Source organism: Oceanisphaera profunda (assembly GCF_002157895.1).
Classification (GTDB): domain Bacteria; phylum Pseudomonadota; class Gammaproteobacteria; order Enterobacterales; family Aeromonadaceae; genus Oceanimonas; species Oceanimonas profunda.
On sequence record NZ_CP021377.1, the window covers coordinates 2952114 to 2976365 of the forward strand.

A 24252-nucleotide genomic window follows, 5' to 3' on the forward strand; every position below is an offset into this window, starting at 1 on the left:
ATTAATGTCACAAAATAACTACCAGTTTGCCTACCATGTGAGCCAGATAGCGAAGCAACTCTCTCTTGGTCAAACTTCTAAAATTAAAGAGTATGTCGCCAGTTTAGATGCCGCGACCCAAGAGCAGCTTAGCCCTTGGCTGGCTTATGTTTTGTTAAATGAGAGCGTCGGTCAAACATGCGATAAAAATACCTCATTAAAAGATTATGAAGCCTGTACTCAAGGCTGGACCGCTTATTACCAACATGACTACTTGCAAGCACATCAATTTTTTACGCAAGCCATTCAGCAAGATAATTGGCAGCACTATGCCCTAAATAGCGCACTCGGTTTAGCTAAGGTATATACCCGCACCGGCCATTGGCAGGCGGCGCGAGATTGGTGCTTGTACTATTTAAGCTTGGCACGCCAAGAGACTTATCATTTTGAAGTAGCCAAAGGTTACGGCGCGTTGGCCGAAATTTTCTTAAGGGCTTCTTGCGCGAATGAAGCGCTCGCTTGCTTTCAAACCGCCTACCACTTAATGCCATTAGGGCAGGGCCAACAGGCCAAGCAATATAACTTTATGGCCTCGGCATTATTGCGTAATAAAGAAGCGCTAAGAGCAGAAGTGTTGTTGCATACCAGCCGCCAAATTAGCCGTAATCAGTTAGATTTAGACCCGAATAATCAAGATGCGTTGGCCAGCTTATGCCACAGCACGCTGCGTTTTTATTATTTAAATATATCGAATCATGAAGGCTACGAACCCGCAGAGGTCAATGCTGACGATGCTCAGCTAATGACACAAATTAGCGACTGCAATCGTTTAACCAGTGTCCCTTTAGGTTTGCTGCAGGTCGCCAAAGGCATTGCTTGTTTAGCGCAAGATTTAGGGCAAGCGCAGGCGCACTTTACACAAGCCATGCACCACTTTGGCCCCAAGCTGGTGATGGAATACCAATGGGCGGCACGTTTAAAAGCCAGTTGTATTGCAACTGCCACAGACCAAGGCGTAGCAGAAATGATGGCGCTATTTGAATTGCAGCCCATACAGCCACCGGTGTTTGCAGTGGTTGCGGATGCCACTTGGCAAAAAGTACCGCTGCATAATCACGGTTTCTTGCCTTTAACCACGGCGCAAACGCCTGAGCAACTCGCTGCATTATGGATGCTGTTTTTTATCTAAATTTTAAGGGGAAATTCCATGCAAACGCCACAACCTAAAAACCAAACCGTAATTGTTACCGGTGCCGCCGGTGGCATGGGCCGTGCCTGTTGTCAGTACTTTAGCCAGTTAGGCTGGCAGGTATTAGCCATAGACCGCAACCAAGAGCGCTTGCCTGCGTTAGCGTCTGCCACTATTACCACCTTAAATATCGACATTGCCGATGCAAAGCTGATTAGCGCGCTGCACGATAAGTTGGCCACACTGCCTCCGGTGTGGGGCTTGGTAAATTTGGCGGGCATTTCTCAAGGCGACAGTATAGAGCAGTTGACTGATGAAGATTGGCAGCGCTCATTTGATGTGAACGTGACGCCAGCTTATCGCCTCACTCAAGCCGTGGCCCCACTGATGCAAAAAAATGGCGGCGGCAGCATAGTGAACGTCAGCTCCCCCGTGGGTTACATCGGTGCGAGAAAACCCAGCTACGCTGCCAGTAAGGCTGCTCTGCATGGGTTAACCGTGAGCTGCGCACGCAACTTAGGCGAGCATCAAATACGCGTTAACCTACTCTTGCCCGGCACTACCATAACCGAAATGACCAAAGACTGGAGCCAAGAGCGCCAAGACGCCATCGCCCAAGAGAGCCTACTAAAGCGGCTATGTACCCCTCAAGAGATTGCCGAAGGCATCGCGTTTTTATTAGGCGAGCACAGCCGTTATATGTCGGGCAGTGTGTTAGATATGACCTGTGGCAGTATGTGGGGACACTAAAATGCAAGTAACTACCAAGCCAAACACCGCTAAAATTCAGTGCGCCATTCTCGGCCTCGGTAATCAAGCATTTGAACACCTGCAGGCCTGTATTGATCACCCCGATATTACGATTGTGGCGGGCATTGAAAGAGACCCCAGCATTTGGCATAAAGCCGAACACGCGTTTCCCAGTTTAGACCTGCAATGCTTTAGCGATCTTGATGCGCTTAAAGCCAGCGATTTGGTGATTGATGCCTTTATTTTGGCGTTACCACATCACATTTACCAAGGTATTTGGCCAAGCCTAATGCAGTGGGGCAAGCCGCTGCTAAAAGAAAAGCCGCTTGGGCGAGATTATCAAGAAGCCAAGCACTTTATGCAGCAATCCAAAGCTGCAGACTGTGGTTTGCAAACGGCAATTCAACGTCGCCAACATCCTAGCTATCAGTTTTTAGCCCGCTATTTAAAAGAGCACAAACTAACACCCACCGAAGTGCATGCTCATTTGCACTTAGGTAAAGGCCAAGCGGTACCCAGTGCTGAGTTTGATTTAGGCTGGCGCGGAGACCGCAGCCAAGCCGGTGGCGGTGCCTTGTTGGATGCGGGTTATCATTTAATCGATTTGGTGCAGTTTTTAATTGGTGATTTTGAAGTGATTTCATCTACCATGTGGCATGGCAGTCAAGCCGATAACGGTCAAGACATAGAAGACCGCAGCTGGCTAACGGGCTGTTCCAGTGACACTTGGTTGATGATTGATACTTGGGTAAAAGGCGAGAGTAATCATAAAGGCGGATATTTAAAATCCGAAAAAGTGATCTTACAAACCCACCAAGGCGTGTTGTCGGCCAACCGAGAAGGCGTATGGTTAAATGAACAACAACTGTTTAGTAGTGATCGCGAATGGCAACATGCCATGCGCCAACAACTGGCAGATTTTGCCAAAAGCATCATCACGGATAACTGGCACAACGACGTAATTTGGGATCAACTGCCCGCCATGCGCAAGATAGAAGAAGCCTACCGTCTTTCTTCACGTTATTAATGATTAACCTAAGCGCACGTCAGCAGTAAAAGTGAGGGGCGCGACCGTTTAAAGCCGCGTGCTCATCTTATTCCCATGTTTGTGCATGGGAATATATAATATTTAGCATGAATTTAATTATATCTGCACAAGCTTGTATCACTCACGATTATTTTATTTTCGCATACAGTATAACTTCTTGCTTAGGAGTAAGTGTATGCAACCTTATATTGCTTGTTATGATATTAGTTGTTCGCGGTTACGTAAGCGTGCATTAACCGAATTGTTAGATATCAGCCACAGCCGTCAATATTCAGTATTTGAATGTAACTTGACGGAACTTCAGGCCCAAACACTTAAAGACAAACTATCGTCATTATTAGAACCTGGCGATAGCTTTATGTTGTTCAAGGCTAGATCTTCGCCCGCCATTAGGCTAGGTGCTGTTTATGTTGATTTACTAGATATCGGCTACTTGGGGTAAAAATCATGATGGATACCTTGTTTATTGATCGCAAAGACTCAACATTAACCGTTGAAAGTAAACACCTAGTTATTCGCCACCCAGCACAGCGGCAACTCATAACCGCACCACTTGCACAGCTACGCTCAGTGATAGTGGCCGCTGAAGTCGTGATGAACAGTAAGTTGCTGTGGCAGTTATCTGCACACCAAGTTAATTTAGTGGTGCTACACCCAAGAGAAGCCAAGTTTAGTGCGCAACTCTTCGCCAATGGCCAACATGGCAACATTCAGCGCCGTTTAGGCCAATATCGATTAAGCCAACAGTTACCGCAAAACACCTTGTTGGCCAATAGGTTGGTGGCCAGTCGCTTATTAGGTATGAGTCGATTACTGCAGCAGGCACTGATTAAAAGGCCTGATTTGCGCTTACCATTATTGTTGGCAAGCACCCGCCAACGCAAACAGCGGCAACAATTGCTTCATGAGCCGTTGTCTATTCCCAGCTTGCTGGGGGTTGAGGGCAGTGCCACCGCGGGCTACTTTGATGTTTGGGGGCAATTACTGCCCAGAGAACTCGCTTTTTCTGGCCGTAAACGACGCCCGCCACCGGACCCTGTTAATGTGGCGCTCTCATTGGGCTTTACCTTGCTGACTAATGAGCTGAGCAAGCAACTGGTAGCAAAAGGACTGGAGCCTATGTTGGGCTTTTATCATCAACCCAGTTATGGCCGCGATTCTTTAGCTTGTGATGTATGTGAAATATTTCGCCATCGCGTTGAAGGCTGGGTATGGCGACTATTTGCTGAACAAACACTGACGTTGGAACACTTTGGCCAGCAAGAGCCGGCTTGTATATTAAATAAGACCGGCAGGGCAGTGTTTTATCGAGAGTGGTATAAGTTTCGTAGTAAGCAATTGTCTTCAATGCGCCGTATAGTCCGTTTGTTTGTGCGCTATATAGAGCACAGAGAAGCCTTATTTGAACGTGATAGCCATGAGTAAGAGGCATTATTTAATTTGTTACGATATTCGCCAACCTCGTCGCTTGCAGCGTATTCATAAGTGGTTAACAAAACACGCGACGGCGCTGCAGTATTCGGTGTTTTTAGCTAACTTGAATAAGGCTGAGCTAAACCAAGTGCGCCAAGGGTTACAAAAATTGATGGAAGAGAGTGAAGACGATGTACGTATCTTTGCGGTGCAAGCCCCCGAACACGCCTTTATCATCGGCAAGCCGCTTCGCTTTTGTGCGGCTGGGCTAGTATTTGTGCATTAGTTAAAAAAATCAACCACATAGGCTTTACTTGGCAATGCTTATCTTAGACAATACGCGCTAAGCATTGCTCTTTAATAACTCGCTGTGTTTTTTATCGTGATGCTGTAACAAGTTAACGAGGCAGTCATTGATGAGCAATAATAGGGACTCGATCGAACAGCGCTTTTTAGATTTAACAATCTTCAATAAAGGCCTCTGTAAGTGTTTGATTGTAAAGCGGTTAAAACGCTCTGCCCTCTGAACCCAGCCCTGATTTAAAAGGGATTAAGACCAATGAGTGCGGGCAATAAACAGCCTTTCCCACGTCCTCTGAACCCAGCCCTGATTTAAAAGGGATTAAGACTCTGACAATCTTGGGCACCGAATTCCTTGCTGATCTCTGAACCCAGCCCTGATTTAAAAGGGATTAAGACCCTCGGCTTCTTTGCGCGTTTGAGCATGCAAGTGCTCTGAACCCAGCCCTGATTTAAAAGGGATTAAGACTACAAGGCCCGTCATCGGGGCCACAGGAGGTGTTCTCTGAACCCAGCCCTGATTTAAAAGGGATTAAGACAGCGGAATCTAAGCTAGCTGAGTTCTGCCACATTCTCTGAACCCAGCCCTGATTTAAAAGGGATTAAGACTCAATGGTCATGACGTTGCCGTGCTTCTCCCACAACCTCTGAACCCAGCCCTGATTTAAAAGGGATTAAGACCTGTTCAGGAATCACCCCCATGTTAGCTGTCATTCCTCTGAACCCAGCCCTGATTTAAAAGGGATTAAGACGTTGGGGTAGCGCTTTAATTGCTCGTCCAATTCTCTCTGAACCCAGCCCTGATTTAAAAGGGATTAAGACACTTAAATCTGGCGGCATAGATAAACTTAAATCTCTGAACCCAGCCCTGATTTAAAAGGGATTAAGACGGTAAACCGGCCAAGACCAGCGCCACCGAGCAACTCTGAACTCAGCCCTGATTTAAAAGGGATTAAGACTAAGTCCGGTATGTTGCATGTCGAACAGTCGGTCGACTCTGAACCCAGCCCTGATTTAAAAGGGATTAAGACTGTCTGAGGCTGGCACCCACAGCAGGGTATCTTCTCTGAACTCAGCCCTGATTTAAAAGGGATTAAGACAACATCACATGGCCGATGTACTTGAAGTGGTCATGCTCTGAACCCAGCCCTGATTTAAAAGGGATTAAGACAACATCACATGGCCGATGTACTTGAAGTGGTCATGCTCTGAACCCAGCCCTGATTTAAAAGGGATTAAGACATACTTGTAGATGTCGTTATATCCGACTGAATTGCTCTGAACCCAGCCCTGATTTGAAAGGGATTAAGACTTCTTGGGACTGAAGCCAGAGGTATATGTCTCCACTCTGAACTCAGCCCTGATTTAAAAGGGATTAAGACCCTTCATCACCAGCTCGAGTGTCTGTGTAGTGTTATTATTCAGCCTGCGGTGAAATGCGAGCACAAGTGTTCGCCTACCAGTACCAAAGCTAAGAACGAGATCCTGACGTGCGTCAGGAAGACGGCATAAGGGAAAAGCCTTAAATGCACTGGCCGGTCCACCCTCTACAGTGAGTTTAAGCTTGGTTTACAGCGTGTCGCTTCGCGCCACCCGCCGAATAAATTGGCGGCTACATTGTTTAGCTCGGTGCTACTTTTATTGTTCCGCCTTCGGCGAAATGCGAGAGCAAGCGTTCGCCTACCAGTGCCAAATCCTAGAGCGAGATCCTGACGTGCGTCAGGAAGACGGCATAAGGGATAATCCTAAAACAAACCTGCATATATTTTTAGCCCGTTTATTCAGACTATTTATTTAGCTCGGCGCTGCCTTGTAACTGTATTTTATAAGGGATATTTTTAATGAGCGCAGGCTCGCTTTAGTTGTGATCTTTAAGCGAATGGCGGGCAGGTATATGATGAGTATTACTGCGCAGCGGGTCATTCAATAATAGGCATCAAGGAAGAGAATATGAGTACATTACTGACCTTTATTGGTCGAGGTGCAGCGAATAGAACCGGTGGGGTGGGGCGTTATCAGGCTCTCAATTATTTATTACCTGATGGCCAATTAACCGCTAGCGTGACCTATTTAGGTGAAGCGCTCATTACTCGTTATCAGCCCCAGAGATTGGTGGTGGCAGGTACCAGCGGTAGTATGTGGGATCAATTACTCACGCAGCTTTCGGGCCAATGGAGTGAAGACGAGCAATTAGCCCTGATTGAATCAGTTGATGAAAAAAATGTCACGCCAGCGCAATTAACTTCGCTGGAGCAAGCATTAATGACCAGCACTGGTCGTCAGGTTAGCCTAGTGTTATTGCCCGATACGGCCACGCCGGCGGCGCAAGCAGAATTTATTGTCACCTTGTGTGCAGCGGTAAAGCAGGGTGAGTCGTTGATTATTGATGTAACACACGGCTTTCGCTTTATGCCGATTTTAGCGCTCACGTGCTTGCAATATTTGCAGTACATCAAGGGCGTAGAAATAGAAGAGATGCTCTACGGTGCGCTTGATGGTGATAAAGGCGAAGTGTTTAGTCTTAACAACGTATTGCAGCTTTCGGGCTGGGTGCGTGCTTTAGGTCAGTTTGACCACAGTGGAGACTTTTCGGTATTTGGCCCTTTACTTAAACGTGAAGGGTGGGATAACGACAAGATAAACGAACTGCTGCGGGCGGCATTTTACGAGCGCATTACCAATGCTACCAAAGCGGCACAGTCTGCCCAAAATGTGCTGCGTGCCGATTTTGATGGCGCCATGGCGGAGCTTATTCAGCCCCAGCTGAATGCGCGATTACAGTGGATCAGTGAAACTGGCCGAGGGGCAAGAGAGCGAGCATTGGCGCACCAATATTTGCAGCGTCATGATTACTTGCGAGCGGTAATTTATGCGCAAGAAGGGCTGATCTCAAGCCACCTGTACAGTGAAAAAGCAGACGAGCATAATTTTGATGCCCGTGATGAAGCCAAACGTACCCTGGCCGATAATGCCGCAGATTTTAGGTTGTTAAGCCAGTTGCGTAATAATCTCGCCCATGGCGTGCGCAGTCATAATAATCACATTAATAAATTATTGTCAGATGAGGCTACGCTCCAAAAAGAATTAGCCCGTTTGTTTAAAGCGTTAAAAGTGTAAGTTTTTAACGCCGTGATATTGGGCAGATTTTTAGCCCTCCGCCTTGCTTAGCAGCAGGGGGGGGCACATTAACCATTACTTTATTTTTAGATAAGTTAGATAGCTCCGAGCTTAAATTGGTGCGCCAAGGATTGCAAAAGCTGATGGAAGAGGGCGAAGACGATGTACGCATTTTTGCGGTGCAAGCCCCTAACAAAGGGGTGATCATTGGCAAGCCTATGATATTTAGCGCCCAAGGCTTAATTTTTGTGCATTAGTAGCGAATAATCAGCAGCGTAAGTTTTGCTTTTTCGAACAGCGGTCGGCGTAAAGTGTTTAGCTGCTTTCTGCCGTTATACTGGGCTAGCCTCGGTATCTCGTTTTAGTTTTATCGCTATGCCGCCATATCGGACTCGCTCCGGTATCTCGCTTTTATGGTTCATCTTTAAGCAGTCTTTGCGAGGAGTGCAACGACGCGGCAATCCACTCTTTACCTAGCCCCAAGAGCCCCACTTTACTTGGTGGGGCTTATCTTAGATAATGCAGGGGTTCTTTAATATATTGCCCAGTGTTGCATAATGCGTTTAGCAATAAAGCGGATAAGGTAGTGTTTAATGAGCAAAAAACGGGACTCGATCGAACAGCGCTTTTTAGATTTAACAATCGCCAATAAAGGCCTTTGTAACGTCTTGATTATAAAGCAGAAATATCGTCGGTCCCTCTGAATTCAGCCCCGATTTGAAGGGGATTAAGACGGAACGTTGGAAGAGGAAGAGGTGCGGTGGTTGGACTCTGAATTCAGCCCCGATTTGAAGGGGATTAAGACACCAAAAGCGTCACACCACTGGTTATCAGTGTGTGCTCTGAATTCAGCCCCGATTTGAAGGGGATTAAGACACAGATACTACTTTAGACAGTTTACGAATCAACTCTGAATTCAGCCCCGATTTGAAGGGGATTAAGACATTGCTGCGCAACTCGTCCATTTCTGCTTTGGCCTCTGAATTCAGCCCCGATTTGAAGGGGATTAAGACTGGCGTCTAACGTGTCCACCACTTTAAGTATAGCCTCTGAATTCAGCCCCGATTTGAAGGGGATTAAGACACAACCCTTGCGGCCTTACCAGTGTCGATTATTACCTCTGAATTCAGCCCCGATTTGAAGGGGATTAAGACCCGCTGTTTTTGCCTAATAAAGACAATCAATTAACTCTGAATTCAGCCCCGATTTGAAGGGGATTAAGACACAGACTGAGGGTGGTTAGTAGGTCCGTTAGGCGCTCTGAATTCAGCCCCGATTTGAAGGGGATTAAGACACAGTAACTTCAACAAACTCAGCACCAATGACCCTCTGAATTCAGCCCCGATTTGAAGGGGATTAAGACCTATGAATAGTGCGGTGCTTGCAATCAGGCTACCTCTGAATTCAGCCCCGACTTAAAGGAGGCACATCGAGGTGCCTGTCATACCAACGCTTCGTCCTCTGAACCCAGCTTTTATTGTTCCGCCTGCGGCGAAATGCGAGAACAAGTGTTCGCCTACCAGTACCAAATCTAAGAGCGAGATCCTGACGTGCGTCAGGAAGACGGCATAAGTGACAATCCTTCTTCGCACCCAGCTTTTATTGTTCCGCCTGCGGCGAAATGCGAGAACAAGTGTTCGCCTACCAGTACCAAATCTAAGAGCGAGATCCTGACGTGCGTCAGGAAGACGGCATAAGTGACAATCCTTCTTCGAACCCTGCTTTTATTGTTCCGCCTGCGGCGAAATGCGAGAGCAAGTGTTCGCCTACCAGTACCAAATCTAAGAGCGAGATCCTGACGTGCGTCAGGAAGACGGCATAAGTGACAATCCTTCTTCGAACCCTGCTTTTATTGTTCCGCCTGCGGCGAAATGCGAGAGCAAGCGTTCGCCTACCAGTGCCAAAGCTAAGAACGAGATCCTGACGTGCGTCAGGAAGACGGCATAAGTGACAATCCTTCTTCGAACCCTGCTTTTATTGTTCCGCCTGCGGCGAAATGCGAGAGCAAGCGTTCGCCTACCAGTGCCAAATCCTAGAACGAGATCCTGACGTGCGTCAGGAAGACGGCATAAGGGACAACATTTCTCTGAACCTAGCCCTGATTTAAAAGGGATTAAGACTCATCAATGGCTTGTTGGTTAGTGCCGATGCCGTCTCTGAATTCAGCCCCGACTTGAAGGGGGTTAAGACAACTGCCAGTAGGCGCGGTGATGGCTTTTTAGCCTCTGAACCCAGCCTCAGCTTAAATTATTGTTCTGCCATACAACATGTCGCAACTAAAGCAGTGGTCACAAACAAGATACCTTTTGGATTGTCATTGGGTTTTATTATGAAAAGCGCGAACAAATAGAGTGGTTGTTAATTAATCATGATTGATGTTGTTATATGAAATAATTATCGCTTGGTTATGTAACCGTTATCATTATCATATAAAGTGCTAATGGAATGAATGACCAGTTAAAGTTGACGAGCTCTTAACTCTCTCCTCCTGCTACGACCAGCACATTTTTATTATTATAAAAAAATTCTGCCGGTTAAACGTACACTTAATTTTTTTTACAGCCACAAGCTTGTAATACGCTAACCGAGTTAAAAACTGCGCTACTATACAAAAACTAATTTTAAATAATATAAACCTAGTAGTCATATTGTTTTTTTTCGCTATTATATAGCCTCAAAAATAGAGGAGTTGTTCATTGTTAGAGCAGCAAGGTTTTTTTCGATTTAGGATAGATGCATGTCCTGAACAGCCCTTAGTCATACCCGACTTTGGTGGCAGTATGTTGCGTGGCGCACTTGGTCATGCGTTAGCTTATATTGATCAAGCTGCCTACGATAAAATTTTTGATCCTGGTCTAGGGCACGCTTTTTTAATGACGCCGCCCCAGGCGCAGCGCTTAAAAGCGGGTGACGTTTTTACTTTTTACGTTACGCTATTTCCCAGTGTCTCTGAGCTGCATGATGTTTTTTTTCGGGCATTAACGTTAGCGTTGCGTAAAGGGTTATCCGCGACCAAAGTACCTTGCCAGCTGTTATTATTTACCAAAGAAATTAAAATATTTAGCCCGCTGCCTCATCAGTTTAGGTTGAATTTACTCAGCCCCTGGTTTGTGAAATTTCGTAATAACCCGGTGTTGGCCGAGCATTTTTCTTTTAGTACTTTTCTTATTGCCCTCGCTCGGCGCCAAGGTGAACTGGTAAAGCGAGAGTTTTTACAAGCAATAATACCGACAAACCAAGAGCTGTTAGAGGTAGCAGAAGCGGTGCGTAGCCAAGAGCAATTATATAATGTTTTTGGTGAGCGGCGCTCTAATCGTCAACAAGTTAAACACCCTCTGCAAGGGGTATCTGGGTATTTTGATATCACCATTAATCATCAAGAACATTTAAATTTATTAAGCCCGTTATTACATAGGGCGCAGTGGTTACACGGAGGCTCTAAAGTGAGCTTTGGCTTAGGGGCACTTCACGTTAAACCACTGTCTTCACCTGTTTCTCAATTAGAGCAACTTCGCCAGAACGCTACAGGAGCGGGATTATGAGTCGAGTCGTTTATGCTTTTGAGCTACGCGGTATTCAGGGGTACCTGTTTAATACCGGACGCTTAAAAGACATGATTTATGCCAGTGAGTTGATTGATTATGTGTTTGGTCAACCCTTAGATGAAGCTTTGTTAGCGGTGGGAGCTGATCCTGCACGGCCGCAACCAAGGCGCGCAGGTGGTGCTGCTTATTTGGTACTCGATAGCCAAGAGCAAGCGCAGCGTTTGCGTGATCTGTGGACCTTAAGCTTAATGCAGCTTTTGCCAGGTATTGAGTTGGTTGATGCTGTAGCCACGGGTGCTTCGGTAAAAGACGCGGTAAAGGCGGCGTTAGACGAGCTGCAAGTAGCCCGCAATAAACCTTTGGCACAATTACCCATAGCCACTCCTCTTACTGCGCTTGCACCTAGAACCGGCCAGCCTGCGGTAGATAAAGAGCGCAGCGAGTCTTTGGATGCCAGCACCGTTACTCGCCGTAGAGCCCGCCGTGTTGATGCTGGGTTAATGGGGCGTTTTGGTGATGTGAGCCTTAAATGGCCGAACAACTTTGAAGAAGACAGCCATGAGTCAACGCGCTTTAAGCTAAATGCTGACAACTTTGTTGGCATGTTGCACCTCGATGGTAATGGTATTGGTGTGTTGCTTCGTGTGCTTAATAACGCGGCGAGAAACTTAGATGACGACGGCTATATAGAAGCTTATCGCATATTTTCTACGGAATTAGAAAATGTCACTTGTGAAGCAGCCCGAAAAGCAACCGAAGATGTCCTCATTCCTGCGCAGTCTGATAAAGGGGTGATCCCGGCTCGGCCATTAGTATTGGGGGGCGATGACCTTACAATATTGGTGCGTGGCGACTTGGCGGTGCCGTTTGCTATGTCTTATGCAGCGCACTTTGAGGCGTTATCGGTGGGCTTTATTCAAAAGCTAACCAAGCTGCTTAATACGGATGAACTTCCCGCATCACTCACCACCAGTGGTGGCTTAGTGCTTGTTAAGCCTGGCTTTCCTTTTTCACAAGCGTTAACCCTTGCTGAAAGCTTTGCCGATATTGCGAAAACAAAAGGAACCGATGCACAAGGCAATAAAGTGGCGGCTCTTTCTCTATATCGCATTCAAGGGGCAGTGGGCGATGATGCTAACGCTTTGTTTAAGCGTGAGCAGATAGCCAGAAATATTGAGTTAAGCTTACCGGCCTATGCACTCACGAGCACTGATCATGAAGAGTTGCCTAGTTTATCTACCTTGTGTGACTTGGTGGACGTGGCGTTAGCAAAAAACTTTTCAAAATCACGATTAAGAAATTTAGTCAGCCTGTTATATCAAGATCTTGAGTTAGCTAAAAGTGAGTATCAGCGTTGGCGCTCGCTAATGAAAAAAGAAGCACATACCTGCGCGTTGTGGTCGAAATTTGAGTCCGCATTAGTGGCCTTAGTTGGTGAGCTTGCCACCGATCTACCTTGTAGCAATCAAAAAAATAATGAGCAACGTTACTACAGCCCGCTTAATGATTTGTTGGTGCTACTAGAAGGTAAAATGGTCAGCCCACTTCACTTAAACAAGGAGGCTAACAATGACTGCGAATAATAGCTTGCTGATTGATTTCCATGGTTTTTGGCATGCCGGCTCTGGCCGTTCGGCCGGTGCATTAGTTGATGCTTTGGTGCAAAAAAATGCCAATGGTTTGCCAGTGGTGGGCGGGCGTCATATTAAAGGGTTGCTGCGCCATGCGGTTGCTAAAACTGAAAAGCTGGGGTGGTTTAGTGATCTAGACCTGCCTGAAGGGCCCGCAAAAAACATAGAAACCTTGTTGTTTGGCAGTGCCAATCAAGAAGAAGAGCGCTTTGCTACTCTGCCAGGCATGTTGATTGTAAACGATGCAGGCTTACCCCAGGCCGAAGCCGCTTGGTTGGCTGCCCCCGAGCAAGCCGAGTTACTGCAGTATTTATATGGCCAAGTAAGCTCTACCGCTATTACTGAACTTGGCAGTGCTCAAGAGCACAGCTTGCGAGCCATAGAAGTAAGCTTGCCAGCTCAGCTAACGGCAGATTTACAGTTGGTAGTAACGGCTGTTGATGAAGCACATCGTGCCCAGCAAAAAGCGTGGTTAAGTACGCTTGCACCTTGGTTACCGCTTATTGAAGCCAGTAGTTTGGTGGATGGCGTGGGATCTAGCCGTAGTCGTGGGTTAGGGGAAGTGAGTATGAGCTGGCAACACAGCACAGGAGACACCCAATGAGTCAAACCCTTTATTTCTCTTTGCGCCTGTTAAGTAACTGCATCATTAGCCAAAGCGGTGCTACGGCAGGGGATCATGGCTGCTTAGATTATCTTCCGGGCAGTACATTGCTGGGTGTGGCGGCTAGCCGGTTATATGCAGACTTACCCCAAGAGCAAAGTAATTTATTGTTTCACAGTGGATTAGTGCGCTTTGGTGATGCCTTACCAATGAGTAATGGTGAGCATAGTTTGCCTGTGCCTTTATGCTGGCATCATATTAAAGGCGAAGGTATCTACCAAGTATCTGAACCACAGCTTAATGCCGATGCATTGTTTGATCCGTCAAGAAAAAGCCCGGCAGAGGGTAAACAGCCCAAGCAAATACGTGCAGGGCACGTAACTGCCAGTGGTCAGTTGTTAAAAGCACATCTAGATTACGAGCTAAAAACCGCCATTAATGCCGAAACTGGCAGCGCGGCTACGTCACAGTTATTTGGTTATCAGTCTTTAACGGCGGGCCAAGAATTTGTATTTAGTATCACCATAGATGCCCAAGTGGATGCCTCGCTGGTTCAGCAGTTAGAGCAAAGCTTAGTGGGCCCGGTGTTATTAGGGCGCTCCCGCAGTGCTCAGTTTGGTCAGGCGAAAATTCAAAAAATAACGGGCTTACCAGAATCAACGCCTGTTTCAGCTGATAAAACATTAAGGCTGTGGTTGCTCAGTGATTTAGCGCTACTTGATGACATGGGCAATCCACAAGTGACGCCCACCGCTAAAGCGTTAGGGTTACCGGAAGGTAGCGAGTGGCAAGTGAATCATTCCTTTATTCGCACGCGCAGTTATACGCCTTTTAATAGCAAGCGTCGTAGTTATGACCTAGCACGGCAAGTGATTAGCCGTGGCAGTGTGTTGGTGTTTAGCCTACCTAGGGCGCTAACAGATCAAGAGCTACACGGGTTACGTTTTGCAGGGCAATATCAAGAGTCTGGCTTAGGCTGTATGGCGATTAACCCGCCATTGTTAGCTAACGCCACGCCCGTATTTAGTGCGGCTAAAACAGTAAAAGTGGCAGCGCCTAAGCCTCTCTCTCAACCAAACAGTTTGTTAACCCGAGTGCTGCAAAATAAGCATGCTGCGTTAAATCTCAATGGCGAGATAGAAGAGCAAGCCCAAAAGCTAGTGGCAGCGATACAATCAGCCCTTAGCAGTGCCGCACGTTGGGTAGGGTTACCAGAGGGATATTATCCTGCTGATATTCCTGCACGTACCCAGTGGGGAGAAGTGCGTAACGTGGCGGTCACTTACAGTAAACAGCCCGAGAAGCTGGCTTATGAGTTGTTTTTTAATGGCGAGCAAAATAGTAAAAATAACAATGCCCATGCCATTATGCGAAAGCGTGCCGGTCAACCCGCGTGGAAGCTAGAAATTAACGCAACAGAGACCTTGGCTGATTGCATTGAACAGGCATTACAAGTCATTCCAGCAAATATCAGAGGGCAGGTATTGGCCCTAGCTTGTACTAAGTTGATGAGCGATAAGCGCTTAACTCAATCGCAGCAAGGAGCTAAAGCATGAATCCTAATAAACCCATTTATCACCTCGCTTTAGTGACGCTTGAAGCATTAACGGCCCATGGCATTCGCAGTGGTGCGGCCGATGCCGTGCAAGATGTGGTATTACTGCGTGACGCGAATGGCTTGCCCGCTTTACCTGGCACATCACTGGCGGGCCTGCTTAGGCATTTATACACAGCAGAATATGGCCAAGAGTTAGCCAATCAGCTGTTTGGCTCTGTGCAACAAGATGAGGGGCACAGCAGTGCTATTACGTTAAGTTGGGCGTTAGCACACGACAGCCAAAACCAAGTATTAGAAGGGCTGCGCGAAGACACGCAAACCGACCCTATTCTTAATGAATTAAGCCAGTCACATCCTATTATTCGCCAGCGAGTACGCTTAAATGCGCGTGGTACTGCAACTGACACCGGTAAGTTTGATGTTTCTTTAATTCCGGCAGGCACGCGTTACAGTACTTTAGTAGGCTTTTGGAGTGATGGCAGCGAGCAAGAAGAGCAACAGTGGCAAGACTTGTTAGCCTTGTTTTATTCGCCATTCTTTAGAATTGGGCACGGTACTCGTGCCGGCGCAGGCGCGTTTGCGGTGCAAGCGCTGCATAGTCATCGCTGGGATTTACGCACCAGTGAAGGTAAGGCGCAATATTTAGCTCGGCCACGCACGCGTATGCAAGCACGCAGTTTACCTAAGCTAAACTTACAGCCTCTAGATTCTAGCCTGCAGGTTGGATTAAGCCTCACCAGTGAAGCCGGATGGCGGGTAGGCGGCGGTGATGTGCCACTGGGTTTTGCCTGTGGTGAAACCCCGGATTTATTGCCACAAAGTGAATGGCAAATAGAGTGGAAAAACGATCAGGCAAACATTGCCCAACGTGTACATATTCTGCCTGCTACCGCCATTAAAGGGGCGTTAGTACATAGGTTTGCGTTTCACTACCGGTGCTTAACCCATAACTGGGTAACAAGTACCCCGCAAGATGCCCATGAAGAACAAGCGGTAAAAGAGCTGTTTGGTGTTGCCGGAGACAGTGATGTGGAAGGCATGGAAGGCATGGCAGGCTTGGTATTTATTGACGATCTTTATTTAGATAACACCCAAACCCTTAGCCAAATGCACAACCGTATTGATCACTTTACGGGTGGGGTAATGAACGGTGCTTTATTTGAAGAAGGCTTGCTGTGGCAAACCCCTATTCAGCTTAAATTACAGTTTCAAGACAACTCACGTCTCACAAACCTTAACTCCCAAGTACGCCAAGCTTTGCAACGCACCCTAGAAGATTTAGCGAGCGGTTTATTGCCGTTAGGGGCCGGCGGCAGCAGAGGCCAAGGGGTATTTATTGCAGAGCAAGGGCCACAGTGGTCAGACGGTGGCAAGTGGGTTGAACAAGGAGAGCAGGCATGAGGTGTTTTCAACATTTATTAAGCGATTATCAAACCTATCGCGAAGCGTTCGCAACCTCCTTATTTAAGGATTGGCAACCGGCTCCTGTGGCTTTGGTTACCTTAAGCCGTCATCGCCAAGAGCTAAACGCGACCGAATTACAACAAGCTTTAATCGCGCTTGGTTCAGTACAGGGCTGGTTGTTGTTAACCGATCAGCGCATTGCACTTAATAACCAGCAGGTAGAGCAAACGGACAAGTTAATATTGTCAGCCGATCTTTATAAAGAAGGCCAAAGCATTCGGGTGCGCCAACTTAACAATGATAACTGGTTATTACTGACCTCCAGCATTGAGGCTGTTGAGTCAAATCAGCAAGGCACTCATATTGCCACCACCATAAAGCACATGGCTGCAGAGCCACAACTAGGCGAACTTGAATATCAGCAATTGTGGTGTCGTGATGAGCAAGGGCGTTTGCACGTTGAAGATGCAGTATTTGTCGGCTTTACAGGAGCAGTATAATGACTAGATTATCAACCCCTTATCGTTTTGTTCCCACCGCTCCTTTTGTGCTCACGCCTGAGTGGGCTGAGCAAGCCAGCCATGATCATCCCTTTATTGATGGTTTATCAGGTGAGCTTGCGATTGAGATACGTAATGACACGCCATTATGCTTAGGCGGTAAGCAAATAGAAGCCACCGTTGAGGCTGCAGGAAAAGTGCACTGCAATCGCACGCCCGATGGCAAGTTGGCCATACCGGGTAGCTCATTAAAAGGCATGCTGCGTAATGCATTAGCGCCGGTGGTGTTTGCCCGCATGAGCCAAGTTGAAGAGCGTAAACTTAGCGTGCGTGATATTTCTGCTACCGGTACTTATTATCATCAAAATATAGTGCAGAAAAAAGCATCCGCTGGCTGGCTGCGTTTTGCCGAAGGACAATGGCAGATTAAAGGCTGCAGCCATGTACGTATTCATCAAGCAGATATTATTGAACACCTTAAGCTTAATGAACATGATTGGAAAAAAGCCGATACCGTAAAAAAGCGTTATGAGCTATTAAAGGGTGTTCGGACTCTGCAGTTTGATCAAGAAGCTAAAAAAACACTCACAGCTGCAACTAATTTAGGAAAAGGTGCCATTTCTGGTTCACTGGTGGTGACCGGGCAGCCCGGCAACACCTTTGATAAAGGTCGCAGCGCAAAAAAATGGGAGTTTGTATTTTACGCTCCACAAGATAAATGGTACCCATTGTCTGAACAAGCGCTCACTGATTTTCTGTTTGTACATGAAAACAGTGAAGAGTGGGCCTTTTTACGCAACCAAGGCCACCAGCAAACGGAAATCCCGGTATTTTTTCATGGCACTGTAGGCGATGTTAAGTCTATGGGGCTGGCCAGTATGTATCGCTTAGCACAAAAAAACAGCCTGCACGATGCTTTACGCAATATCAGCGCCCAGCACCTAGACGCCAATAACGTAGACTTAACCGAGTTATTATTTGGCCGTCTGCAGCCAGAACAAGCAGAGGCGGGTAATGATTGGGGGTTGCGAGGCCGGGTTAATATTGGTTTATTTCAAGCAGCAGGTAGCCCAGAAACTAAGTGGACCGTAGAAACCGTATTGTCGTCCCCTAAGGCCAGCTTTCATCCTGCCTATTTACAGCAGCCTAATGATGATAGCTACACCACGCTAGACTCAAAAGCTCCTAAGCTACAAGGCTGGAAACGCTACCCGGTAAAACCAGACTATGTGCAATCTCCGCCACCAATGGAAGACGGCAAAGAGATCAGCAATAAAGTAAAAGTGTCGTTAGAAACAATTAACGAAAATACAAGCTTTACCGGTAAAATACGCTTTCATAACCTGCGCCCCGTCGAACTTGGCGCTTTGCTTTGGATCTTAGACTTTGGCGGAAAAGATGAATTGCGCCATGCCTTAGGTATGGGCAAACCCTTTGGCTTGGGGCAAATTAAGATAAACTTAACAGCCGATAACAGCCGTGTTGTAGCCAATGACAGAGCAGCGTTAAGCTGCCTGGCAACCGCAGATATATTGGCGGCAAGCCAGCAGGTGTTTGTAAGCTATATGGATGATGTGTGGCAAACAGTAGCAGACACCACCCACAAAAATAGCAGCTGGGAAGCCTCACCGCAGGTGGTAAGCTTATTAACCATGGCTGATCCTGTAAAAGGCATGCAGTTAGAAGACGAACTGCGCTACTTAGTCGGCCCTAAGCCATTTCTTGAGGTTAAAAAGAACCAAGAGACACTTCAAGATTACGCTATTTTTGACCAGCCTAACTGGAACGAAGCGACGCATAGCCCGGTGCTTGCCAATGCCAATATGTCCATAGCACAGGCCCGCGAGCACGCAGACTTGGTAGCACAACAACAACAAGAAAAAGCAGCCTTAGTAGCGGCAAGGGCCGATATGCTGGCCGGGGAGAAAATACTTTCTGAAGTAAAAGAAACAATCACCGACGCTGAAGATCTCACTAAAACCCTAGTTGGAAATATAGCGAAAGAGATCAATAGCATTGCCAACATTGAGCCTGAAGAGCGGCCAACCCTGGAATTTGCTGAGCCTATACTCCAGTTGGCAGAAGGGTGTGATAAAGAGCGCATTAACAAAGCGGTGAAAAAAATCAGAAAGCTACTCACCCCAGAGTAAGCACAGTTAGATTAAAGCCCATCATTATAGTAGGTAATCGTTAAGCCGTTATACCGGGCTAGCCTCGGTATCTCGTTTTAGTTTTATCGCTATGCCGTCATACCGGACTCGCTCCGGTATCTCGCTTTAGTTTTATCGCTATGCCGCCATACCGGACTCGCTCCGGTATCTCGCTTTTATGGTTCATCTTTAAGCAGTCTTTGCGAGGAGTGCAACGACGCGGCAATCCACTCTTTACCTGGCCCCAAGAGCCCCACTTTACTTGGTGGGGCTTATCTTAGATAATGCAGGGGTTCTTTAATATATTGGCCAGTGTTGCATAATGCGTTTAGCAATAAAGCGGATAAGGTAGTGTTTAATGAGCAAAAAACAGGACTCGATCGAACAGCGCTTTTTAGATTTAACAAACGCCAATAAAGGCCTTTGTAACGTCTTGATTATAAAGCAGAAATATCGTCGGTCCCTCTGAATTCAGCCCCGATTTGAAGGGGATTAAGACATGTGATGATCACCACCCTCACGCCGGAGCAGCCTCTGAATTCAGCCCCGATTTGAAGGGGATTAAGACATTAGCTAACTCGATCACTTTATCTGCCATTGAACTCTGAATTCAGCCCCGATTTGAAGGGGATTAAGACCTAAGTCACCACTCGCTAAGAACGTCTCCCACCAACTCTGAATTCAGCCCCGATTTGAAGGGGATTAAGACGCATTCATGTCTCCGTAAGAGTACACGGTGAATAGCTCTGAATTCAGCCCCGATTTGAAGGGGATTAAGACGCATTCATGTCTCCGTAAGAGTACACGGTGAATAGCTCTGAATTCAGCCCCGATTTGAAGGGGATTAAGACTTTAAATTAATAGCTTATTGCAGCACCTATAATTCTCTGAATTCAGCCCCGATTTGAAGGGGATTAAGACCAGAAAAAGGTCACTGCTGGGTTAACGTCTGTTCTCTGAATTCAGCCCCGATTTGAAGGGGATTAAGACTTCCCCATAGTTGCCAAAGATTTCATGATAGCCTCCTCTGAATTCAGCCCCGATTTGAAGGGGATTAAGACCCTCTGCTGCCTTGGTCATAGCCGCCTTGGCCTTCTCTGAATTCAGCCCCGATTTGAAGGGGATTAAGACACCTGCCAGTAATGTTTATGGTGTGACTTTAATGCTCTGAATTCAGCCCTGACTTAAAGGGGATTAAGACCCTAAGCAGCGCCGAGCACTAAGCGCCCGGCGCCAAGCTTAAAGAAGATATCGCTGTTTGTAGTGTGCCACTTTAGCTGGCACTCCCGCTTGGCGGGAATATTTAACCCTATTCTGCCTCGCAAGACCCGCAGCTGAAGCGCGGGGCTACAGGGGATTAAGACCGCTCGATAATCTTCAAATCCTCCGGGCTAGTACAGCTCTGAATTTAACCCCTTTACCTGTCGTAGCTAAAGCGGCGGCTACAAAATAACCACTAAGTTTTAAGTTTTTTCAATGCTTAAGTTTTTTATTTTCATAATAAAGAGTCGTTGCAAGTACGATTTGAGCTTAACTTTATATCTCCTCCTCATTATTTACGCCTGCCTGAAAACTCTATCCCCAGGGAGCAACAGTAGATTTTTTCATCTGCTCAATGTCTTTAAGCATGTTATTTACTTTAGGTGTCAGCACTTAAATAGTGCCCCATAATTATGCGAGTCAATTTTTATGACCGCTTTAGTCACCCTGCTCACAAGCTTGCAAACATAATTTTTTGAACCTTAAACATATACATTGGGCTACCTGCTGCTTTAGGCGGCATAAACGTCGCTTTGTGTAGCTGTAAAATACGCTAACCGTCTGTTTTAAGTGCGTATTTACCCATTCATAACTTAAAAAAGGCAAAAAATTATGTGCAAACAAACCAGTTACAGCAAATATCAGAGAAGTGTTATTAAGTTTTTAACTGACCACTTAGATGTAGACACGCCGTTTACCTATGAGCGAACGCAAACCAACCATCTAAAAGTGCTGATAGACGGGGTGGATAAGCCGCTTTTTACCGGCTCTACGCCGTCGGATTATAGGTCGCTCACTAATTTTAGTGCCGATGTTAAAAGAGAGTTAAAGGCCAGTCGGGTTTTTGATGCACTTACCGATAAGACAGAGCCTGAGCCGCCTTTTGCTAACTACCTGAGTGTGCCTCATGAGAAGTTAATAAAAGGCTGCATTAAATCCTTACGCTCCCGACTAGATACTATTAAGTCGAAAGAGCAAGAAAAGGTGCTGGAAAGCCGTTCCCTTAACGTCATCGCGGGCTATCGTGAAAATGTGGTGAAGCGTGCCATCGAACTGGCGTTGCAGGTGCGCAGAAGTAACGATTATATTAAGACCAAAGAAAAGAAAAATTTTGAAACTAAAGTTGCTAAATACCTCGATTTTATGATGCCAACCTTGGCCCACTACTCTGACTTATTAGAGAGTAAGTCGAGCCTAAAGAAGCAAATGAGTGCGCTGAACGGGCGCGGTGCTGCCAGCGATAACAGCATCAAGCTGCCATCAGCTGCATCAGAGCAGAGAAACTCGTCTGCCGCTGAACAACCAACAATTAAACGCAACGGCCAAGCCCACGGGGTGCAAAGTCTAGGCCTGAGTGCGGCACCCAGTACTCAGCCGGAAGCCGTATTTTCAACAGCGGCCTCCCTTTCCCAAAGCCGTATTCAACAATCGACCCATCAAAGCTCTGCCACAGAGCTGATGAGCATGTCTGCTAATAATCGGGTGGACTTGCTGCGTAATTTATCTAAGGCACAATCGCTGCAGTTAATTGACGACCTCAATCAGGCGCTGGCTCTTAATCGAGAGCAAGATATTGAAGCCGTGGTGACGCTTATTAAAGAAAAGGGTGTATCACTCGAGTCGATAATTGCAAGGTTAGATGCGGAGTAGGGTAGCGTCTAACTGAATAAAGCCCTCAGTCAGCACAGCCATTTTCTCACCATAGACTGATATTAAAACACTCAGCCCCGTACCTTTGGTACGGGGCTTTTTGGTACAATCAATCTGATTTATCTTCCGCATTCCCCTCTATAATTTCAAAGAGCTCTCCTACCTGAATATCCAAATACCGGCATAACACGTCAATCACATCCAGCTCTACTCTAGTGGCCGTTTCGTTATAGAGGCGGTGTAGGGTGTCGCGGCAGGAGCCCTGCGCGTTGAGTCCCGTCCACTCCGCCTTTTTGTTTCTAAAAATGGCTCCGTGGACACTCTGGATGTGGTCGCTACGCTCCAACCTTCAAATGCTACGCATTTGCCACCCCGCCATCATTACTCAGAAGGGCCATCCGAAAGGATGGCTTTTTTGTTTTAAGAGTCCTGTGGGCTCTGGGTAGCGGCAAGTGCCCTGCGCTTTGATTCCTGTTCACTCTGGGTGAGGTAGGTGTTAGGCCGTATCTCTATCTCCTAGATTCTTTCATTGGCGACACTAAATGTCGCTTGAGCCGGATAGGCTATTAAAAACCAGCATCAAGGAGAGAGAATAATGTTTGATGAGACCTATGAAAATAAGCGCTTAACCATGCTGGCGAAACAGCATCCCAGTGCGGTGAAAGTGGCGGGTACAGTAACCTTGCAGCAGAGGTCGCAGCGGATCGTTTAGTGAGTGCCTCATGGTCGCTGGAAAAAGATATTTTTTAATATCTTAATGAGTCGGGCTTTAAGCCGCAGTTGATGGAGCTTTTAGATAACTTTATTGAATATCGAGGCGCATGTAATAAATTACCCAAGAAAGAAGGCAGAGTGCGTTTGGGCGATGGCTTGATTAATATTGAATGGCTAACCTAATGCTCACATATTTTGCTTGCCAAGGAGGGGCTAACAGCTCTAGCGGCTGGCGCTAATACTCGACTTTTCCACTCGGTCATTACGACCCTTGCTAAGCGAATTATGCTAGTATGCGGCCAGTTAATTAGGGTAGGGATCGGACTATGGCCTATAGCCCGCAGTTTCAGCTTAGCCACACCATGATGCGCCTGGTGGCAGAAATTTCAGAATATATCGGCCAGTGGAGCGCCAGTAATCAAGGTGCACTAGTGCCGCAACTGCGTAAAGAAAACCGTATTCGCACCATTCAAGCCTCACTGGCGGTGGAGCAAAACACCCTAACGCTTGAACAAGTGACGGCGGTGATTGCCGGTAAAACTGTGCTCGGTGCGCCTAAAGACATACAAGAAGTGCATAACGCCTTTGCCGCCTATGAGGCTATGCCCAAGTGGCAACCCAGTAACGGCGATGATTTATTAAGCGCTCATCGGATACTGATGCAAGGCTTAGTGCTGGATGCAGGCCAATGGCGCAGTACCGGGGCCGGTATTTATCGCGGTGAGCAATTAGTGCACATGGCGCCACCGGCTAGTCAAGTATCGCGGCTGATGGCGCAGTTATTAGCTTGGCTTAATAGTACCGATGCCCATCCGCTAATTGCTTCTTGTGCCTTCGATTACGAGCTGGAGTTTATTCACCCGTTCAGTGATGGCAAGGGGCGCATGGGCCGCTTGTGGCAAACCTTAATTTTAAGTCACTGGCAGCCCTTGCTGGCTTATTTGCCGGTAGAAACCGTCATTAAAGACCAGCAGCAGGCTTATTATCAGGCGTTTCGCCAAGCGGATTTAAGCAGCGACTGCAGTGGTTTTATCGAGTTTTTACTGGATGCCTTGGCCACTGCATTAAAAGAAGCGATTGCCATCGAGCAAAAAACGCAGGTGCAAATGCAGGTAAAAACGCAGGTAGAAAACCAAGCTGACATGCAGCAAGCGACACCTGTAGTAAGATCCGTTAAAACCCCAGAGCAAATCTTAGCCCTGCTTAGTGCACAGCCAGAGCTGACCTTAGCAGAAGTGGCTGCCCATGTAGGCCGTGCCGTGAGCACCATCGAGCGTGCCGCAGCCAAGCTAAAACAACAAGGTCGCTTAAGCTACCAAGGCCCCAAAAAAGGCGGCCACTGGCAAGTGCATTAACAATGTGTTGTGGTGTTAAGCAATAAGGGTGTTGTGGTGTTAAATAACAAGCAATGAACTTAGGCCAATAGCCGCGGATACAGAG

Annotated in this window: 18 protein-coding genes and 3 CRISPR repeat arrays; of the genes, 17 read left to right on the forward strand and 1 reads right to left on the reverse strand. The window is 47.0% G+C overall.

All coding sequences use genetic code 11. The annotated features are described in order from the left end of the window. Positions 1–4: 4 nt before the first annotated feature. The 16 genes from CBP31_RS13080 to CBP31_RS13150 all read left to right on the forward strand — a co-directional run bounded on the left by CBP31_RS13080 (position 5) and on the right by CBP31_RS13150 (position 22098). Positions 5–1168, forward strand: coding sequence for a hypothetical protein (locus CBP31_RS13080; protein ID WP_087037999.1), 1164 nt, complete (start codon positions 5–7; stop codon positions 1166–1168). 18 nt (positions 1169–1186) lie between these two features. Further along, on the forward strand, positions 1187–1918 hold the full coding sequence (locus CBP31_RS13085) for an SDR family NAD(P)-dependent oxidoreductase (RefSeq protein ID WP_087038001.1): 732 nt from the start codon (positions 1187–1189) through the stop codon (positions 1916–1918). 1 nt (position 1919) lies between these two features. Continuing rightward, a complete protein-coding gene (locus tag CBP31_RS13090; protein WP_087038003.1) occupies positions 1920–2945 on the forward strand; it encodes a Gfo/Idh/MocA family oxidoreductase in 1026 nt (341 codons plus the stop codon). Positions 2946–3141: 196 nt separating this feature from the next. Continuing rightward, a complete protein-coding gene (cas2, locus tag CBP31_RS13095) occupies positions 3142–3408 on the forward strand; it encodes a CRISPR-associated endonuclease Cas2 (protein ID WP_087038005.1) in 267 nt (88 codons plus the stop codon). A gap of 5 nt (positions 3409–3413) precedes the next feature. Further along, positions 3414–4391, forward strand: coding sequence for a CRISPR-associated endonuclease Cas1 (gene cas1, locus CBP31_RS13100; protein ID WP_087038007.1), 978 nt, complete (start codon positions 3414–3416; stop codon positions 4389–4391). Continuing rightward, entirely contained in the window at positions 4384–4665 is a 282-nt protein-coding gene (gene cas2 / locus CBP31_RS13105; protein WP_087038010.1) for a CRISPR-associated endonuclease Cas2, read from the forward strand. Before cas1 ends, cas2 (CBP31_RS13105) begins: the two co-directional genes overlap by 8 nt. A gap of 235 nt (positions 4666–4900) precedes the next feature. Beyond that, a CRISPR array of direct repeats spans positions 4901–6061; the repeat unit is 36 nt; unit sequence CTCTGAACCCAGCCCTGATTTAAAAGGGATTAAGAC. A gap of 568 nt (positions 6062–6629) precedes the next feature. Further along, a complete protein-coding gene (csx2, locus tag CBP31_RS13110) occupies positions 6630–7796 on the forward strand; it encodes a TIGR02221 family CRISPR-associated protein (RefSeq protein WP_087038012.1) in 1167 nt (388 codons plus the stop codon). Between the two features lie 119 nt (positions 7797–7915). Then, entirely contained in the window at positions 7916–8053 is a 138-nt protein-coding gene (locus CBP31_RS15615; RefSeq protein ID WP_161492527.1) for a hypothetical protein, read from the forward strand. Positions 8054–8494: 441 nt separating this feature from the next. Next, a CRISPR array of direct repeats spans positions 8495–9159; the repeat unit is 36 nt; unit sequence CTCTGAATTCAGCCCCGATTTGAAGGGGATTAAGAC. Between the two features lie 1333 nt (positions 9160–10492). Continuing rightward, positions 10493–11338, forward strand: a complete 846-nt coding sequence (cas6, locus tag CBP31_RS13115; RefSeq protein WP_087038014.1) for a CRISPR system precrRNA processing endoribonuclease RAMP protein Cas6 — start codon at positions 10493–10495, stop codon at positions 11336–11338. Then, the gene (locus tag CBP31_RS13120) at positions 11335–12924 is read left to right on the forward strand and encodes a Cas10/Cmr2 second palm domain-containing protein (protein ID WP_087038016.1); all 1590 of its coding nucleotides are present in this window, start codon (positions 11335–11337) and stop codon (positions 12922–12924) included. Before cas6 ends, CBP31_RS13120 begins: the two co-directional genes overlap by 4 nt. Continuing rightward, the gene (locus tag CBP31_RS13125) at positions 12911–13576 is read left to right on the forward strand and encodes an RAMP superfamily CRISPR-associated protein (protein WP_087038019.1); all 666 of its coding nucleotides are present in this window, start codon (positions 12911–12913) and stop codon (positions 13574–13576) included. The genes CBP31_RS13120 and CBP31_RS13125 overlap by 14 nt, the downstream gene beginning before the upstream one ends. Then, a complete protein-coding gene (locus CBP31_RS13130) occupies positions 13573–15132 on the forward strand; it encodes a hypothetical protein (RefSeq protein WP_087038021.1) in 1560 nt (519 codons plus the stop codon). Before CBP31_RS13125 ends, CBP31_RS13130 begins: the two co-directional genes overlap by 4 nt. Further along, positions 15129–16535 (forward strand): RAMP superfamily CRISPR-associated protein, encoded by a 1407-nt coding sequence (locus CBP31_RS13135; RefSeq protein WP_087038023.1) that lies wholly within the window; start codon positions 15129–15131, stop codon positions 16533–16535. The genes CBP31_RS13130 and CBP31_RS13135 overlap by 4 nt, the downstream gene beginning before the upstream one ends. Then, a complete protein-coding gene (locus tag CBP31_RS13140; protein WP_087038026.1) occupies positions 16532–17038 on the forward strand; it encodes a hypothetical protein in 507 nt (168 codons plus the stop codon). The genes CBP31_RS13135 and CBP31_RS13140 overlap by 4 nt, the downstream gene beginning before the upstream one ends. After that, on the forward strand, positions 17038–19188 hold the full coding sequence (locus CBP31_RS13145) for a TIGR03986 family type III CRISPR-associated RAMP protein (RefSeq protein WP_087038028.1): 2151 nt from the start codon (positions 17038–17040) through the stop codon (positions 19186–19188). Before CBP31_RS13140 ends, CBP31_RS13145 begins: the two co-directional genes overlap by 1 nt. A gap of 463 nt (positions 19189–19651) precedes the next feature. Then, positions 19652–20389: direct repeats of the CRISPR family, unit length 36 nt; unit sequence CTCTGAATTCAGCCCCGATTTGAAGGGGATTAAGAC. A 671-nt stretch (positions 20390–21060) separates the two neighbouring features. Then, the gene (locus tag CBP31_RS13150; RefSeq protein WP_087038030.1) at positions 21061–22098 is read left to right on the forward strand and encodes a hypothetical protein; all 1038 of its coding nucleotides are present in this window, start codon (positions 21061–21063) and stop codon (positions 22096–22098) included. 109 nt (positions 22099–22207) lie between these two features. Here CBP31_RS13150 and CBP31_RS13155 read toward each other — a convergent pair whose 3' ends face one another. Further along, positions 22208–22444, reverse strand: a complete 237-nt coding sequence (locus CBP31_RS13155; protein WP_227875034.1) for a helix-turn-helix domain-containing protein — start codon at positions 22442–22444, stop codon at positions 22208–22210. A gap of 694 nt (positions 22445–23138) precedes the next feature. On the opposite strand from CBP31_RS13155, the gene CBP31_RS13165 reads away from it, so the two are divergent. Then, positions 23139–24167: a Fic family protein gene (locus CBP31_RS13165; protein WP_087038032.1), complete on the forward strand. Its 1029-nt coding sequence runs from the start codon at positions 23139–23141 to the stop codon at positions 24165–24167. Positions 24168–24252 lie beyond the last annotated feature (85 nt).